At 38.6% G+C, this 17,412-nt stretch carries 14 protein-coding genes; 13 read left to right on the top strand and 1 reads right to left on the bottom strand.

Annotated features, from left to right (window positions below):
• Positions 1 to 496: 496 nt before the first annotated feature.
• Positions 497 to 970, bottom strand: coding sequence for an N-acetyltransferase (locus ACLIBG_RS02005; RefSeq protein ID WP_439311033.1), 474 nt, complete (start codon positions 968 to 970; stop codon positions 497 to 499).
• A 328-nt stretch (positions 971 to 1,298) separates the two neighbouring features.
• Between ACLIBG_RS02005 and ACLIBG_RS02000 the strand changes: the two genes are divergently transcribed.
• The 13 genes from ACLIBG_RS02000 to spoVE all read left to right on the top strand — a co-directional run bounded on the left by ACLIBG_RS02000 (position 1,299) and on the right by spoVE (position 17,368).
• Complete coding sequence (locus tag ACLIBG_RS02000; protein WP_439311032.1) at positions 1,299 to 2,171, top strand: 2-dehydropantoate 2-reductase; 873 nt, start codon at positions 1,299 to 1,301, stop codon at positions 2,169 to 2,171.
• A gap of 4 nt (positions 2,172 to 2,175) precedes the next feature.
• On the top strand, positions 2,176 to 2,556 hold the full coding sequence (locus ACLIBG_RS01995; protein ID WP_439311031.1) for a DUF3397 family protein: 381 nt from the start codon (positions 2,176 to 2,178) through the stop codon (positions 2,554 to 2,556).
• Between the two features lie 89 nt (positions 2,557 to 2,645).
• Positions 2,646 to 4,268, top strand: coding sequence for a bacillithiol biosynthesis cysteine-adding enzyme BshC (gene bshC, locus ACLIBG_RS01990; RefSeq protein ID WP_439311030.1), 1,623 nt, complete (start codon positions 2,646 to 2,648; stop codon positions 4,266 to 4,268).
• Between the two features lie 418 nt (positions 4,269 to 4,686).
• Complete coding sequence (gene mraZ / locus ACLIBG_RS01985) at positions 4,687 to 5,118, top strand: division/cell wall cluster transcriptional repressor MraZ (RefSeq protein ID WP_439311029.1); 432 nt, start codon at positions 4,687 to 4,689, stop codon at positions 5,116 to 5,118.
• Positions 5,119 to 5,310: 192 nt separating this feature from the next.
• A complete protein-coding gene (gene rsmH, locus ACLIBG_RS01980) occupies positions 5,311 to 6,291 on the top strand; it encodes a 16S rRNA (cytosine(1402)-N(4))-methyltransferase RsmH (protein WP_439311028.1) in 981 nt (326 codons plus the stop codon).
• Positions 6,288 to 6,662 carry a cell division protein FtsL gene (gene ftsL, locus ACLIBG_RS01975; protein ID WP_439311027.1) on the top strand — a complete coding sequence of 125 codons (375 nt, stop codon included), beginning with the start codon at positions 6,288 to 6,290 and terminating at the stop codon, positions 6,660 to 6,662. Before rsmH ends, ftsL begins: the two co-directional genes overlap by 4 nt.
• Positions 6,663 to 6,678: 16 nt before the next feature.
• Positions 6,679 to 8,871 (top strand): penicillin-binding transpeptidase domain-containing protein, encoded by a 2,193-nt coding sequence (locus tag ACLIBG_RS01970; RefSeq protein ID WP_439311026.1) that lies wholly within the window; start codon positions 6,679 to 6,681, stop codon positions 8,869 to 8,871.
• Between the two features lie 92 nt (positions 8,872 to 8,963).
• On the top strand, positions 8,964 to 10,907 hold the full coding sequence (locus ACLIBG_RS01965) for a stage V sporulation protein D (protein WP_439311025.1): 1,944 nt from the start codon (positions 8,964 to 8,966) through the stop codon (positions 10,905 to 10,907).
• Positions 10,908 to 10,973: 66 nt separating this feature from the next.
• Entirely contained in the window at positions 10,974 to 12,443 is a 1,470-nt protein-coding gene (locus tag ACLIBG_RS01960) for a UDP-N-acetylmuramoyl-L-alanyl-D-glutamate--2,6-diaminopimelate ligase (protein ID WP_439311024.1), read from the top strand.
• A gap of 2 nt (positions 12,444 to 12,445) precedes the next feature.
• A complete protein-coding gene (locus ACLIBG_RS01955; protein ID WP_439311023.1) occupies positions 12,446 to 13,801 on the top strand; it encodes a UDP-N-acetylmuramoyl-tripeptide--D-alanyl-D-alanine ligase in 1,356 nt (451 codons plus the stop codon).
• Positions 13,802 to 13,854: 53 nt separating this feature from the next.
• Complete coding sequence (gene mraY, locus ACLIBG_RS01950) at positions 13,855 to 14,844, top strand: phospho-N-acetylmuramoyl-pentapeptide-transferase (protein WP_439311022.1); 990 nt, start codon at positions 13,855 to 13,857, stop codon at positions 14,842 to 14,844.
• Positions 14,841 to 16,187 carry a UDP-N-acetylmuramoyl-L-alanine--D-glutamate ligase gene (gene murD, locus ACLIBG_RS01945; protein ID WP_439311021.1) on the top strand — a complete coding sequence of 449 codons (1,347 nt, stop codon included), beginning with the start codon at positions 14,841 to 14,843 and terminating at the stop codon, positions 16,185 to 16,187. The genes mraY and murD overlap by 4 nt, the downstream gene beginning before the upstream one ends.
• A gap of 80 nt (positions 16,188 to 16,267) precedes the next feature.
• Positions 16,268 to 17,368 carry a stage V sporulation protein E gene (gene spoVE, locus ACLIBG_RS01940; RefSeq protein WP_439311079.1) on the top strand — a complete coding sequence of 367 codons (1,101 nt, stop codon included), beginning with the start codon at positions 16,268 to 16,270 and terminating at the stop codon, positions 17,366 to 17,368.
• Positions 17,369 to 17,412 lie beyond the last annotated feature (44 nt).

Here is a 17,412-nt window from a genome sequence, read left to right as displayed (position 1 = left end):
TCTTTTAAAAAATGTAAAAAAGCGCAGAAGAGTCTGCGCTTTGTACAAGTCAGAAAGTATAATTTTGTGCATAGCTGTCTAGCTTCGACGTACAGGATGTTCTAGTGCAAATCTTTTCGGTGGGGCGAGCATTTACGCGCAGTCCCAGGACGTGGCGTTCTAAGCCTGCTAGCCCAGAAACTAGGCGACTTCCCGAAGCAACTTAAAATAAAGAAGTCTTGCCGATTGACCTTAGAGAGGCTTAGTTGCCTAAGCGCTTAGGTCATCATCAATTCGATAGGTAAAGGAAGACCACTCCCGCACCAACTCATGTATCCCCTTTTGAAGGAGCATGATTTCTTTATCTCAGATTAATGGGAATGTTCGATTACCCCCCACTCTGTGTGGCAAATCTTTAGGTATAGTGATAGTGAAGCTACAGACCCAACATCGAACCACCAGCTCCCGTCTGGCGCAGTCGCTACATTTCTAAGCCGGCCGCTTGTGCTTTACTTAGTTAATTGTTTTCTTGTACTCCTTCTGGAAGCCAGATCAATGGATTTTCACCAAAGTCTCGTTCCATGTCATAGGTAGCTTTTTGAAAGCCCATTTTTTCCCAGAAGTCGTGAGAATTTATGAGCGGGTTAGTTTTAATGGGAAGTTGATATTTTTTAGCATAATCGACAAGTATTTTCCCATAACCGTTATTTCGAAAAGCTGGTAGTACTTCCAACTTCCATAAGACTAGATAGTTCTGGGGTGGATCGAAATAAAAGTCATATTTTTTGCTTGCCTTATAAAGACTCATTCGTGCAATTAACGTATCGCCGTAATAGATACCATAAAAAGGTGAATCGCTATCATTTTCCACCATATTGTTTTGTAAATCTTCCAGCATGGATAGCTCCTGATTACCATACTCTTTAAAGCGTTTAAATTCTTCCAAAGTTTTATAGTTTATTAATAATCTCTCCACTTTTACACTCTGCAATGCAACCTACTCTCCCTCTATACTGTATTTTTCGCTTACCCACTTCTGAAATAGAGATATACGCTAATAACTTACGGTATAACATTCATTACTACTTATCATCAATGAATGTTGATTCATTTGCAAGCAGAACAATGCAAAACGCTAAATGATGCCGAAATATTCTTTAATTAAAGTTTAGCGAATATCATCATTATTTAATCTACCCTTCTATTATAATATAAAATAAATTAGAATGGAATGTACAACCGAAATATATTCCGTTCACGTATGAATTTACTCGCAACCTAAATACAACTTGAAATAATGAAAGTTAGGAGAGACAGCGATGAAAATTGGAATCATTGGAGGCGGCTCCATTGGTTTGTTATTAAGCAGTTATCTAGGTGTACATCATGAACTTACTATTTATGTAAAAAGAAAAGATCAGATGTTTTCACTTAATGATCAAGGGGTAAATTTAATTGATCAATGTACGGTCCCCGTCAAAGCGAAGTTAATAAATCAACTGCAAGCTGAAGATTTACTGATCGTTTGCGTGAAACAGTCTCATATACGTGAAGTCATTAAATATATTAACGCCTTGGATGACAAAGTTCGGGTGCTGTTTTTACAAAATGGTATGGGTCATATGGAAGGGGTCGAAGACATTGCCGAACAGATATATGTTGGTGTAGTTGAGCATGGTGCAATCCGGAGAAGTGATACATCTGTTGTTCATTCAGGCAAGGGGATAATTACCATTGCAGTATATCGAGGAAGCAAGAAACAAATGGAAGTTTTGGCAAACCACTTGAACCAAGAAAGCTTCCCTTTTGCAGTTTCGAGCGACTGGGGAAAATTACTTGCTGACAAGCTACTAATAAATGCAGTTATTAATCCATTAACTGCACTCTTTAATGTGAAGAATAGTCACATAATCGAAAATCAATCGATCGAATTCTTGGCGAAAAAACTATGTAAGGAAGCATGCTTGGCTCTGAACTTGGATTATGGTACGCAGTGGAAACGGGTAACCGAGGTTGCGTTCAAAACAGGCAACAATACATCTTCTATGTTGGAAGATATACTACGGTATCGTAAAACTGAAAATGAAGCCATCTCCTTATATATTTTAAAGCAAAGTAATGTTGAACTTCCATATACTACATTTGTTTACCGTAGTATAATGGCATTAGAAGATAAGAAGGGAATTTTATAATAGCATGAATGATATCAGTTATCTTGCTCTATTCTTTATAATCATCCCCATTATTGCGACATGGCTCGCTTATCGCGTGGGGAACAAGATATACAAGTATGATTGGCAAGCTTTCCATTTCGCTGTAAATACGACAACGGTCTTTTATTTAACAGCTGTAAATCTATTGCTTATTCGCATTTTTGACCAGCAATTTATTGGCATAACAGTGGCTGTTTTACTCTTTATTTTAACTATCATATTAATCTCTCAATGGAAGAAACACACAGAGGTCATTCTTTGGAAAGGAATAAAAGTGCTGTGGAGAATTACTTTTCTGTTGTTTTTTGTACTATATGTTACCGCCATCGCATACACCCTTATCCAAGCAATAATTGCTATATAACCTGTTGTTGAAACAGATTATATGAAAAATTATATTCAATTAGGTAAAATACATAATGGACACTATTATTTTAAAGGGAGTTCTCATGGATGCGGATGAAGCCAGTACAATTAAAAAATGAAAATAAATTGATGAAAGCTTATCGTAACGAATCAGTGCAAATGATGGACTATTTTGATTATGCCCCTTTTCAAGCATTTGCAAATAAACGAATACTTGACCTTGAAAGCCGATCGTTTAATCGTAAGGAATTATCCGAAAAGATACGGGTAATGAATGAAGAATGGGATGCTCCGGAAGCGACACTAGACCAAATCGAACGCTTAAAAAAGTATAATAGTGTCGTTGTAATAGGTGGACAGCAGGCAGGGCTACTAACCGGCCCAATGTATACAGTCAATAAAATAATTTCCATTATCCAGTATGCTAAATCTGAAGAAAGCAAACTGGGTACACCTGTTATTCCTGTTTTTTGGATTGCAGGAGAAGATCATGATTTCGAGGAAATTAATCATGTATGGATGCAAAAAGAAGAAAAATTGAACAAACATATACTTCGTCAATATGACGATGAGAAAGCTCCTATATCTGATCGGTCCATTGACAAACAATTATTCACATCTTGGTTTTATGAACTGCTCGAACAGTTAACGGAGACGGAATATACAAAGCATATTCAAGATAATGTAATGACCTGTATGGAACAATCAAAAACATATGTCGACTTCTTTGCCCGTTTAGTGTTTCAACTCTTTAGAGAAGAAGGTATTGTTTTATTTGATTCGAATCACTTTCTCGCACGCCAATTGGAAAGTGAATTTTTTGTGGAATACATAGAAAAGCAGCAACACATATCCAACATGGTTTTCGATTCAAATCAAAAATTAAATCAAGCTGGATATTATACTTCTCTGGAAATAGATAAAGACGATGCCCACCTTTTTTATCATCAAAATCGTGAGCGGATTTTGTTGAGACGAAATGAGAAAGGTGAATGGGCAGGGAAGCAGAATGAAGTCATATTTACTACAAACGAAATAATTGAAATCGCAAAAAATAAACCGGAATTACTTAGCAACAACGTTGTAACCCGGCCGTTAATGCAGGAGTTACTATTCCCTGTATTAGCATTCATGGGCGGACCTGGGGAAATTAGCTACTGGGCCGCTTTAAGACCGATGTTTCATTGTTTTAATATGAACATGCCACCGGTGTTGCCGCGTCTGTCGTTTTCATTCATAGATGTCAAAACGGAAAAACGATTAAAAAAATGGTCTATCCCTGCTGAAAAAGCCATTCATTATGGCGTGGATAACAGGAAAATAAATTGGCTAGCTTCCCAACAACAGCCCCCAATCGCGCAAATGGTTGAACAAATAAAAGAATCAATTGATAAAGCGCACCTTCCATTGCGGGAAGCGGCAAATGAGATTCGCACAGATATAGGTGCCCTTGCGATGAAAAATTTAAATTATTTATACAAAGATATTGACTTTATGGAGAGAAAAATGAATCGCGCATTGGAAGAACGGTATGAAGAGGAACTAAACGAGTTCGAATTAATTAATGCTGTTCTTTATCCAAACGGGGGACTGCAAGAAAGAACTTGGAATATTATTTCATTTGCCAATGTACACGGTACCCATTTTATTAATGAACTGATCAATGAAACGTATTCCTATAAACAGGAACATTACATTGTCTATTTATAGAGTAAGATGCATGAGGTGGATTATTTTCCATCTCAATTACGGTTTTACCAACATACGAACACGAGAAGTTTAATTTAATCATACACCTACCACCTTCTACCACTATAATTTAATATAAGTGAAATATTAAGATGTTTTGTTTAAACCTTTATAATAAAAACATTCAACTGTCGAGTCTCACGATAAAGAAGGCGCTAGGGTAATGGGTGTTTTTCATATCAGTCAAAACAATTTTTAGATTATATTTTTTTGGTTTATCCGGCTTATTGTTATTTAAGTCGGATAAATTTTTCGTTTTATATAGGACAAAAGAACTAAAAATAAATAGAGTTAAATTTTTTTAAAAATGGAGTGGTGAAAAGTGGGGTATTGTGGTAACATTATATAAACGTTGGACCATTTAAGTGGGGAGATCCATATGTTCATGGGTGAATTTCAACATAATATTGATACAAAGGGCCGGATGATCGTTCCTGCGAAATTTCGGACCGGACTTGGTGATGAGTTTGTGATCACTCGTGGACTGGATAAATGTCTTTTTATTTATCCGATGGATGAATGGAAGGAACTAGAATTAAAGCTAAAAAAACTTCCACTAACAAAAAAAGATGCACGAGCTTTCACCCGATTTTTCTTTTCCGGTGCAATGGAATGTGAAGTAGATAAACAGGGGAGAATTAATATCCCGCAACCATTAAGAAACTATGCTTCATTGGATAAGGAATGTGTAGTTATCGGCGTATCCAATCGTGTAGAGGTTTGGTCGGAGGAGATTTGGGAAGACTATTTTACTGACTCTGAAGAATCTTTTGGAGAGATCGCCGAAAATTTAATGGACTTTGATATTTAATAATGGAAAGTGTATAAAAGTGCGTGTTCAAAAAGGAGGATGAAAATGACCGAGAAGTTCAAGGCAGCGTGGCTTTGAGTAGCGGAATGTATGCTTTTAATACATGAGCAACGGAAAAGCAAGCTAACGACGAAATTCGATGCGTCATTTTTACCGGACTTTTTGAACAACCTCTAAAAGCGGGTGAAAAATATGTTTGATCATTACAGCGTATTAAAAGAAGAAACAATTCGTGGAATGGCAATCCATCCAGATGGTACATATGTTGATTGTACAGTCGGGGGCGCGGGACATTCACTGGAGATTGCTGCTCAACTTAGTAACAAGGGTCGTTTAATCGCATTCGATCAGGACATTCATGCTTTGCAGGCTGCAAAAGAAAATTTAAAAGATTATCATGATCGTACATCTTTTGTACATGCTAATTTCCGGCATTTAGAAACTGAGCTTGAACATTTAGGGATTACTTCTGTCGACGGTATTCTTTTTGATTTAGGAGTTTCTTCACCACAGCTTGATCAAGGAGATAGGGGATTTAGTTATCAACACGATGCAAAGCTTGATATGCGAATGAACCAAAATCAATCAATTACTGCTTTCGACATTGTCAATGAATGGCCTTACGAAAAGCTTGTTTCGATCTTTTTTACATATGGAGAAGAAAAGTTCTCCAAGCAAATCGCTCGTAAAATAGAAAAATATCGGGAAGCAAAACCGATAGAAACAACATATCAACTAGTAGATATTATTAAAGATGCAATTCCGGCTCCGGCACGGAGAAAAGGTGGGCATCCGGCAAAACGTATATTTCAGGCAGTGCGCATTGCCGTAAATGATGAACTATCAGCTGTTCATGACGCACTTCATCAGGCAGCAAAAGTTGTTAATTTAAAAGGTAGGATTGTAGTTATTACGTTTCATTCTTTAGAGGACAGGCTGTGTAAACAGGCTTTTAAAAAATGGAGTACGAGAAAGGCAATTCCCCGTGGAATGCCGGTTATACCCGAAGGCTATGAAGCACCTTTTAAGTTAATAACGAGAAAGCCGATTATACCTGAAAAAGAAGAGGTCGATGAAAACCGACGCTCCCGCTCTTCCAAGCTACGGATCGTCGAAAAGGTAAAGCAGTGGAATGATGAATTTATATATGAAGAAGGGTGGCATAAGAAATGAATACCAATCAGGCTAGAAATTGGCAGCAAGGATATCAAACTTCTCCGTCACAGCAAACGAAACAAGTTACGATAAAAGTTCAGAAACAAAGTTGGGTTACAAAAGGTGAAAAAGTCTTATATTCTATTGTCGCTTTCTGCTTGATTATGGCAGGGGCATATATTGTATTCTACTCTTCCTCCACAGACACGTTAAACAGAGAAATGCAATCTCTCGAACAAACTGTTCAAAAGAAGCAAGTGCAGAATGAAAGCTTACAATTTCAAGTGAAGGAATTGAGTAGACCGGAAAGAATTACAAAAATTGCAAAAGAAAACGGATTAAAAATTCAAGACGCGCAGGTGAAACAAGCAAGTGCTTTGAACAACTAGTCAAGGTGGATACGAAATGAAAAAAAACAAACGAACACACTTTATGACAGCCCTATTGATCTGTTTGTTTGTAGGCTTGTTTGTCCTTCTGGCAGGCAGATTTTTGTACATTCAGGCAACTGGTGAAATAAATGACGTATCATTGGAAGAATGGGCAAAACAAAAACGGTCGGCATCCTACACATTGGAAGCGGAACGAGGGAAAATTTTTGATAATCTTGGAATGACGTTAGCTTATGATCGGCCAACATTTCGGGTTTATGCGATTGTTGATAAATTATACTCCGAAAATCACGAAGAACCAAAACATGTAAAAGATGTCCAAAAAACTGCAGCTGCCTTGGCTCCTTTATTGGATATGGACGAAAAGGAAATCATTGAGCGTATTGAAGAGGGTAAAGAAAAAGAATTGTTTCAAGTGGAATTCGGAACGAACGGTAAGGATTTATCCCAGCAATTAAAGGATGAAATAGATGATCTAGAACTGCCGGGTATTCATTTCACGAAAGAATCCATGCGCTATTATCCGAACGGAATGTTCGCTTCTCATATAATCGGATTCGCTCGAAAAGAAGAAGGCGATGAGGAGATAAAAGGGATTACTGGTATGGAAAAAGTGATGGATGATATGTTAAGTGGTAAGAAAGGGCACATTACATATGAAAGGGATCAATATAACAAAAAGCTGCTTGATCCAAATGAAGTTATTCAAGAGCCGGTTGATGGGAATGATATTTATCTAACAATCGATCAAAAGATTCAAACGTTGCTTGAAGATGTGATGAATCAAGTGGAAGATGAATATCATCCGAAGCGAATCACTGCTATCGTAATGAACCCGAAAACAGGCGAAATTATTGCCATGAGCAACCGACCAAGCTATAATCCAAATAATCCTTCAGACGTACAAAATTGGTATAACGATGTGATTTCGACTCCATTTGAACCAGGATCGACTGTGAAAATGTTTACATGGGCTGCGGCTATTGATGCCGGTGTTTATAATGGAGATGAGTTGTATAAGTCGGGAAGGTATAATATTCATGAAAAAACCACTCCAGTTAGCGATCACAACGGTGGGCGCGGTTGGGGAACTATTACTTTTGACGAAGGACTGCAACGGTCTTCCAATGTGGCAGCTTCAAAGTTAGTGTGGGAGAAACTAGGACCCGAAGCTTATTTGGATTACCTAAAGGCTTTTGATTTTGATGAAAAGACCGGTATTGATTTACCGGGAGAAGTAGCGGGGCAAATTTTATATAATTACCCGCGTGAGAAAATATCAACAGCTTTTGGTCAAGGAAGTACAATGACTCCAATACAGCAAATGAAAGCAGCTACAGCAATTGCAAATGGGGGAAAAATGCTACAGCCTTATGTTATTAAGAAAATTGTTGATCCACAAACAAATGAAATAGTGGAAGAAAAAGCACCAAACGTTGTTGGTGAGCCTATATCGGAAGATACGGCTGGGCAGATGATTGATTTACTGAATTTAGTTGTAAACTCGGATAAAGGGACAGGAAAACCATATAGACTCGATGACTATTCAGTAATTGGCAAAACCGGTACAGCGCAAATACCGAATCCGGATGCCCCGGGCTATTTAACCGGTAAAAATAATAATATTTTTTCATTTCTAGGGATGGCTCCAAAAAATGATCCGAAGCTTATGATGCATGTTTCTGTTACTCAACCGCAATTGGATGCGACTGAATCGGGTTCTACTCCTGTTTCATTTATTTTTAATAATGTGATGGAAACTGGCTTGCATTATTTGAATATAGAGCCGGACAAGGATAGTGGAACGAAAAGCGTCGAAACAATTACAGCTCCTGATCTCATTGGAGAGAAGACGTCTGTTGCAACCAAGAAGCTTGAGGAAGTTGGACTTGAATATACAGTTGTGGGTGATGGGAACGAAATTATTGGCACAAATCTGGACGAAAAAGGCGAAATTATTCAGACAGATCATATTTTGCTTGTGACAGACCAACCGACAATGCCAAATATTATAGGCTGGACCCATCGTGAAGTTAATCAACTGGCAAACTTAACGAATATAGAAGTGGTTGTTGAAGGAAACGGTTTTGTTAACAGCCAAAGTATAAAAGAAGGGACTCGCTTGAAAGAGTCTGCTAAATTAAAAGTAAAACTACACTCGCCTTTTGAAAATAAAGTTGAAACAAAAGAGAATAATGATGAATAGCGATGAAAAGAGGACATAAAAAACAGTGTTCTATTCATTTTTCGATTGTCATATAGTGGATACAAGCCTACCTATGGAAAAGGGGATGGAATATGAAACGAGTATCCGCTGTTACAACGAGAAAAAGAATAGTTACTGTTTTTCTTTTTGGCATTTTCATATTTAGTATAATAACAATGCGTCTTGGTTACGTACAATTTGTAATTGGTAGCGAACTAACGGGTGATGCGATTGATTCGTGGAGTAGAGATATTGCTTTCCAACCGGAACGAGGGAAAATACTGGATAAAGATGGCGATGTCCTGGTCGAAAACGTTTCTGCTCCGTCAGTTATTGTTGTTCCGCGACAAATCAGTGACCCAGATCAAACAGCGGGAAAACTCGCTGAAATATTGGACATGCCAGAGGAAAAGGCCTATAAGAAAGTAACAGAAAATGCATCCAGTGTCCGGTTACATCCTGAAGGTCGAAAAATAACAGAAAAACAAGAGTCGATATTACAAGCCCTAAACATGGACGGAGTTTACTTAGCGAAAGATTCGCAACGGCACTACCCGAATGATACCTTTTTATCACATGTGCTCGGGTTTACCGGTATTGATAATCAAGGGCTTATGGGACTTGAAAATTATTATGATAAGAAGCTGAGCGGAAAGGAAGGCAGTCTTTCTTATTATTCGGATGCCAAAGGCGGAAAAATTCCGGAAATAGCCGATATCTATAAAGCGCCTCAAGACGGTTTAAATCTGAAGACGACGATCGACCTTAAAGTGCAAACAATTATGGAACGTGAATTAAATTTGGCCGTCTCAAAATACAATCCTGATGGGGCGATAGCTATTGCGGTTAATCCGAAAACCGGGGGTATTCTTGGCATGTCTTCGCGTCCAAATTTTGACCCGGCGAATTATCAAGAAGTAGATGGAAAAATATTTGATCGGAATTTACCGATTTGGAGCACGTATGAGCCTGGGTCTACATTTAAAATTATTACGTTAGCTTCTGCTTTGGAGGAAGGAATCGTTGATTTACACGAAGATGAATTCTACGATAAAGGCCATATTAAAGTAGGGAGCGCTAGATTACGCTGTTGGAAAAGCGGTGGACATGGTAGCCAGTCGTATTTAGAAGTTGTAGAGAATTCCTGTAACCCAGGCTTCGTAAGCCTTGGCCAAAAGTTAGGAAAGGAAAAACTTTTTACGTATATTCGTCAATTTGGATTTGGGAAGAAAACAGGCATCGATTTGCAAGGAGAAGGTAGCGGCATTCTTTTTAAGGAAGAAAATGTTGGCCCGGTTGAGCTGGCAACGACCTCTTTTGGTCAGGGTGTGTCGGTAACACCAATTCAACAAGTAATGGCTGTTGCAGCTTCAATCAATGGCGGACATCTGTATGAGCCTCACATTGCTAAAGCATGGGTGGATCCGATAACAGAAGAGACGGTTGAAAACATGAAGCCAAAAATGAAAAAGCGTGTTATTTCTGAGGAAACTTCAACAGAAGTACGAAATGCATTAGAAAGTGTCGTTGCAAAAGGGACGGGAAGAACAGCATATGTTGATGGGTACCGTGTTGGAGGTAAAACCGGAACCGCACAAAAAGTTGGTCCGGATGGCAAGTATTTAGAAAATAATCATATTGTATCTTTTATTGGGTTTGCTCCTGCAGATGATCCGGAAATTCTCGTATATGTGGCTATTGATAATCCTAAAGACGTCGTACAATTCGGTGGTCCGGTGGTTGGCCCTATTGTAGGAACAATTATTGAAGATAGCCTAAGTGCGATGGGGGTAGAGAGGCGCACAGAAGGGCTTGAAAAAGAGTACCAATGGCCGGATCAACCAAAAGTGGAGGTTCCCAATTTAATCGGTCAATCTACAGAAGATTTAATGGAGTACATGACTAATTTGTCTATTGAAACGAATGGAAAAGGGAAGTATATAATCGACCAAACTCCGAAAGCCGGAGTAAAGATCGAACAAGGTGCAAAATTAAGAATTTATTTATCTGATAAAAAAAATCGTGATTCGTATTAAAATTTGGTATACTGAATGAAGTGATTTTATAAATTGAGCTGCAAATTATGAGAGAGGATCGGTTCCATGAAACTACAAGATATTATTTCTATTTTACCATTTTATACAATGCAAAATGAGATGGACAATTTGGAAATTAATCATATTGATACGGATCACCGTAAGATTCAAGCGGGCGGTTTATTTATATGCATCCCTGGATTTACGGTTGATGGTCATGATTTTGCACAATTAGCTGTAGAAAATGGTGCTGTCGCCATCCTTGCTGAAAAAGAACTGGACGTAGCTGTTCCGACAATTGTAGTTCCGGATACGACTAGAGCACTCGCTATGGTTGCAGCTAAATTCTTTCAATTCCCGACTGAGAAAATGCCGCTTGTTGGCATCACTGGGACAAATGGTAAAACGACGATTACGTATTTATTAGAAGCTATTTTTAATCACCATCAAATGAGTACCGGGTTGATTGGCACGATTCAAATGAAAATAGGGAATGAGACCTATCCGGTGAAAAATACAACACCTGATGCGCTGTTTTTACAAAAAATGTTTAAACGAATGGCAAATGAGCAAGTGGAAGCGGCGATTATGGAAGTCTCTTCACACGCCCTTGATTTAGGCAGAGTATTTGGGTGTGACTTTGATATAGCTATTTTTACAAATTTATCACAAGATCATCTGGACTATCATAAAAATATGGATGATTACTTACGAGCAAAAAGCTTATTATTTTCACAACTAGGAAATAGCTATAATAGCGGGCAAGCGAAATTTGCAATTATTAATCAAGATGATCCTTCTAGTTCACTTTTGAAAAAGAGCACGTCACAAGCTATTCTTACGTATGGATGTAATGGAGATGCAGACGTGAAAGCGACAAATATTAAACTCGATATTAAGCAAACCCGCTTTACTCTTGAAACCCCGGTTGGAACGATAGCCGTTCAAAGTAATTTGATAGGCATGTTTAATGTGTATAACATGCTGGCAGCCGGCGCAGCAGCAATCGCGATGAATATTCCGCTTGCAGTTATTAAAGAGGCATTGGAAAGCATGCAAGGTGTAAATGGTCGATTTGAACAAGTGTTGAAAGGTCAAGGCTTCGCTGTCATCGTGGATTATGCGCATACGCCGGACTCTTTGGAAAACGTGTTACAGACAGTTAAACAATTTTCGAAACAGAAAGTGTATGTCGTTGTCGGTTGCGGTGGCGACCGAGATCGCCAAAAACGACCGCTTATGGCCAATGTGGCGTTAAAATATGCTGATCGCGCGATCTTCACATCTGATAATCCACGAACAGAAAACCCATCTGCAATCTTGGATGATATGACGAACTCGCTTAAGGAAACACATTTTGAAGTCATTGAAAGTCGTAAAGATGCCATTAACCATGCTGTCAATCTAGCACAAAAAGATGATATCGTATTAATTGCGGGTAAAGGACATGAAACATACCAAGAAACAAACGGGGTTAAACATGATTTTGATGATCGAAAAGTTGCCGGTGAAGCAATTAGACACAAGGGGATATAACAATGCTGTTTCATACGAATTGGCTTACAAAGCTATTTCCAACATATAAAGGCAATCCGCATGGTTACGATTCTATTGCTGAAGTAACGACGGACAGCCGTCTAAAATCACATAAGTCGCTATTTATCCCGCTAATTGGCGATCACTTTGATGGTCATGATCATTTAGAACAAGCGGTTAATAATGGTGCTTTAGCTGTTATATGGGATGAGAATAAACAGCTACCGTCTTTCTTGCCGGCAGACTTTCCGGTTTTTTTTACGTCAAACACGCTAAATGCTTTACAAAAACTTGCCAAAGCATATCGGAATGAAATAAACCCTCTCGTTATCGGCATTACCGGTTCAAATGGAAAGACAACAACGAAGGACATTATTGCATCTATTATGAAAACAACTTACAATACCCATGCTACGGAAGGGAACTTTAATAATCATATTGGCTTGCCGTTGACCATATTAAGGATGCCGCGGTCGACAGAAGTACTCGTTCTTGAAATGGGGATGAATGCTTTTGGTGAAATTGAGCAATTATCGAAAATTGCCTGCCCGGATTATGCAGTTATAACAAATATCGGGGAATCACATATTGAATACCTCGGCTCACGGCAAGGCATTGCTAAGGCAAAGCTGGAAATTACAGCAGGCTTAAAAGATACCGGACACCTTATTTTGGATGGGGATGAACCTTTATTATCGATCAGTAACGTCCATCAGCAAATCCGCTGTGGTTTTGAGCATAATAATGATGTGAGGATAAATATAGTTGGAATTGACCTAGAAGAAACTGTATTTGAATTGTCCAATGGCGAGCACTACGCTATTTCATTATTGGGAGATCATCATGCCAAAAATAGTACGTACGGGATCGTCCTGGCTGAGAAACTTGGGATATCATCGTCAACTATTAAAGATGGCTTATCTAAAATAAATATTACCGGGATGCGCTTTGAACGATTACAAGGAAATAACGGAACAACGATTATTAACGACGCATATAATGCTTCGCCCACTTCGATGATTGCTGCCATCGACGTAATTAAACAGACGAAAGGTTTTAACCATAAAATACTTGTACTAGGCGATATTTTTGAACTAGGCGATCAGTCGATTGCATTGCACCAATCGGTTGCGCCTCACATCGATGAGCAAATTACCGCTTTGTTTACGTATGGGGAGGCGGCACAAGAAATTACAAAACAAGTGCAACAGATGAATAATCATACGAAGAGTATTCATTTTAATTCGATCGGCCCATTGCTTGAAGAGTTGAAACCACTTTTGAATAAAGATACAATCGTTTTATTCAAGGCGTCCCGAGGGATGAAATTTGAAAAACTGATTGAAAATGTATTGTAAGTAATTATAATTTTTATGTGAACGTATGGATGGTTAAAAAGGAGGAGAATTACATGAGTATATATGTTTTAACTATGACAATCGCTATTTCATTTTTAATTACCGTCCTCCTATCCCCGATTTTCATTCCTTTTTTAAGACGTTTAAAATTTGGACAAAGTATTCGAGAGGAAGGCCCGGAGTCCCATCTTAAAAAGACAGGAACCCCAACAATGGGTGGATTAATGATTGTATTCAGCGTTGTAATCACATCAGTAATCATTGTAAATAAATTTGGTATCTATCCTATTAGCTACAAATTTTGGCTATTGTTGTTTGTTATTGCTTCCTATGGATTGCTCGGGTTTTTAGACGATTTTATTAAAATTGCAAAGAAGCGTAACTTAGGGCTAACTTCCAAACAAAAAATGCTTGGGCAATTGGTTATTGCACTTATATTTTACATTACTTTGCGCTATGCAGGTTTTCCAACGTATGTTGAAATTCCCGGAACAGATGTCCAATGGGAACTGGGATGGGGTTACGCATTGCTAATTATTTTTATGCTTGTAGGTTCTTCCAATGCGGTGAATTTAACAGATGGACTTGATGGGCTGCTGGCAGGAACGGCAACGATCGCCTTTGGGGCATTTGCCCTTCTTACTTCTTACGCTTTTGTTGAAAACGAAGTAGCAACGATATTTTCATTAGCTGTTGTTGGATCGCTTTTAGGCTTCCTTGTTTTTAATGCCCATCCTGCCAAGGTTTTTATGGGAGACACTGGATCATTGGCATTAGGTGCTGCAATTGCAGCTGTAGCAATTTTGACGAAAATGGAATTTGTTCTCATTATTATTGGCGGAGTATTTGTTCTGGAAACACTTTCTGTTATAATTCAAGTGATTTCATTTAAAACAACAGGAAAACGAGTGTTCAAAATGAGTCCATTACATCATCATTACGAGTTGTTAGGTTGGTCCGAATGGCGGGTTGTAACAACATTTTGGCTTATTGGACTTATTTTTGCTGTTCTCGGAGTATATATTGAGGTGGGCTTAACTTGAATAAATTAACCACATTTCCGTATGAGCATGTGCTCGTATTGGGTTTGGCAAAAAGCGGAACGGCTGCAGCCAAAGTTCTATTAGCAAATGAAATTAACGTGCGCGTCAACGATGGAAGTGAAGTAGATAATGAAGAGGTTGTAAAAGACTTGGAATCCCTCGGTGCGGAAGTGATTACCGGCTCACATCCCATCGCTGTACTGGAAGATATATCGATGATCGTTAAAAATCCAGGCATCCCCTATGATCACCCATTAATTAAGGAAGCACAAAATAGGGACATTCCAATTGTTACTGAAATCGAACTGGCAGCTCAACTTGCTCGTGGCCCAATTATCGGCATTACCGGTTCCAATGGGAAAACAACAACAACGTCGATGACGGCCCAAATGCTCGAGCAAAGCAACCTTCCTGTCCAAGTAGCCGGGAACATTGGCACAGCAGCAGTTGAAGTAGCCGAAAAGACGGACCATGAAGAACGATTACTGCTTGAGCTATCTTCATTTCAGTTACTCGGTGTTCAAATGTTTCGACCGAAAATTAGTGCTATATTAAACATTTACGAAGCACATCTAGATTATCATAAGACATTAGAAAATTACCAACAGGCGAAATGCAATATTTTTAAAAACCAAATAAAAGAAGATTTTCTCGTTTATAATGCGGATGATCCAACATTAGTCCAGCTAGTTGAACAAGCAAATGCGCAACTTGTTCCCTTTTCTGTAACAGGTTACCAAGATCAAGGAGCTTGCGTGTCTGACGGATTCATTTATTTTAAGAATGAATCCATTATTAAAGTAGAAGATATTGTCCTAGTAGGGGAACATAACTTGGCAAATGTATTGGCTGCGGTCAGTATTGCTAAGTTAAGTGGCGCAACAAATACGGCAATAAAACATGTGCTAACGACGTTCACCGGGGTAAGACACCGGTTGCAATTCGTTGCCAATGTGCAAGAGCGGCTGTTTTATAATGACTCCAAGGCAACAAATTTGCTGGCAACTCAGAAGGCATTGCGAGCATTTCGACAGCCGGTAATTTTACTTGCAGGAGGACTTGATCGTGGGAACGGCTTCACCCCATTAATTCCTGATTTAACCTATGTGAAAGAAATGATTCTTTTTGGGGAAACAGCAAAAAAGCTGGAAGAGCTGGCAAATGAAGCAGGTATACCGTCAATTATGACGAAAGATGTGATGGAGGCAGTAGATCAAGCATTTGCTTCATCCGTTGAAGGAGATGTAATATTGCTATCGCCAGCCTGCGCGAGTTGGGATCAATACCGAACATTTGAAGAAAGAGGAGACATGTTTATCCATGCTGTGCATAGACTAGCATAGGGGCTTGTTTCCTTCATACTGAGAAGACAAACACCCCCTTTTAAAAGCTAATTAAAGGGGTGTTTATTTTGTTTAAAAAAATGTTTCACTATCGGAACGCACCTGATTATACGTTGTTGGGAGTTATTATACTACTCCTTCTCATAGGTGTTGTCATGGTATATAGTTCATCCTTTATCTGGGCAGACTACAAATATGCTGACACGTTATTTTTTTTGAAAAGACAAGCATTATTTGCAGGAGTTGGAATTGTTGCTATGTTCTTAACATTACTTATTCCTTATGGAACGTGGAAAAAACATGCACCCGCTCTTCTATTTATTTGTTTTATATTATTATTAGCTGTATTAATCCCTGGTATAGGTATTGTTCGCGGAGGCGCTCAAAGCTGGATTGGTGTAGGAGCGTTCAGTATTCAACCTTCTGAATTTATGAAACTCGGTTTAATTGTTTATTTATCGGCGTACTTGGCAGGCTATCAAAAACACATTACTTCATTAAAAAAAGGTTTTTTGCCTGTTATTTTACTCGTATTCACCGCATTTGGATTCATTATGCTGCAGCCTGATTTGGGGACGGGGGTTGTTCTCGTCTTAACATGCATGATGCTCATTTTTGTTGCAGGAGCACGACTTTCTCACTTTGCCGGTCTGGCACTACTGGGATTGGCCGGTTTTGTATTTCTTATATTATCAGCACCATATCGAATTAGCAGAATAACTGCATTTTTAAATCCATGGGAGGATCCTTTAGGGGATGGGTTTCAAATTATACAATCTCTATATGCTATTGGGCCAGGCGGTTTAATGGGTGTAGGTTTCGGGAAAGGGTTGCAAAAATATTTTTACTTGCCTGAACCTCAAACTGATTTTATTTTTGCTATATTGGCTGAGGAACTAGGGTTTATTGGCGGGACGTTTGTTATTTTCTTGTTTGTTCTTCTGTTTTGGCGCGGAATTAAAATCGCACTAGAAGCTCCGGATGCTTTTGGTCGATACTTGGCATTGGGAATTGTTTCGATGCTTACCATTCAAATGATGATTAATATTAGTGTAGTTATTGGGCTCATACCTGTAACAGGTATCACGCTTCCATTTTTAAGTTATGGTGGATCGAGTTTAACGTTAACGCTCTGTTCGGTAGGAATTTTATTAAATATTAGCAGGTATGTGAGACTTTAGACCTGAATTATACAGAAGATTCACTATGGTAAAAATTTGTACGA

The organism is Virgibacillus sp. W0181 (assembly GCF_051846915.1).
Taxonomy (GTDB): Bacteria; Bacillota; Bacilli; order Bacillales; family Amphibacillaceae; genus JBPYCR01.
Note: the sequence above shows the minus strand (reverse complement) of the source record. Positions and strands in the feature narration are given on the sequence as shown.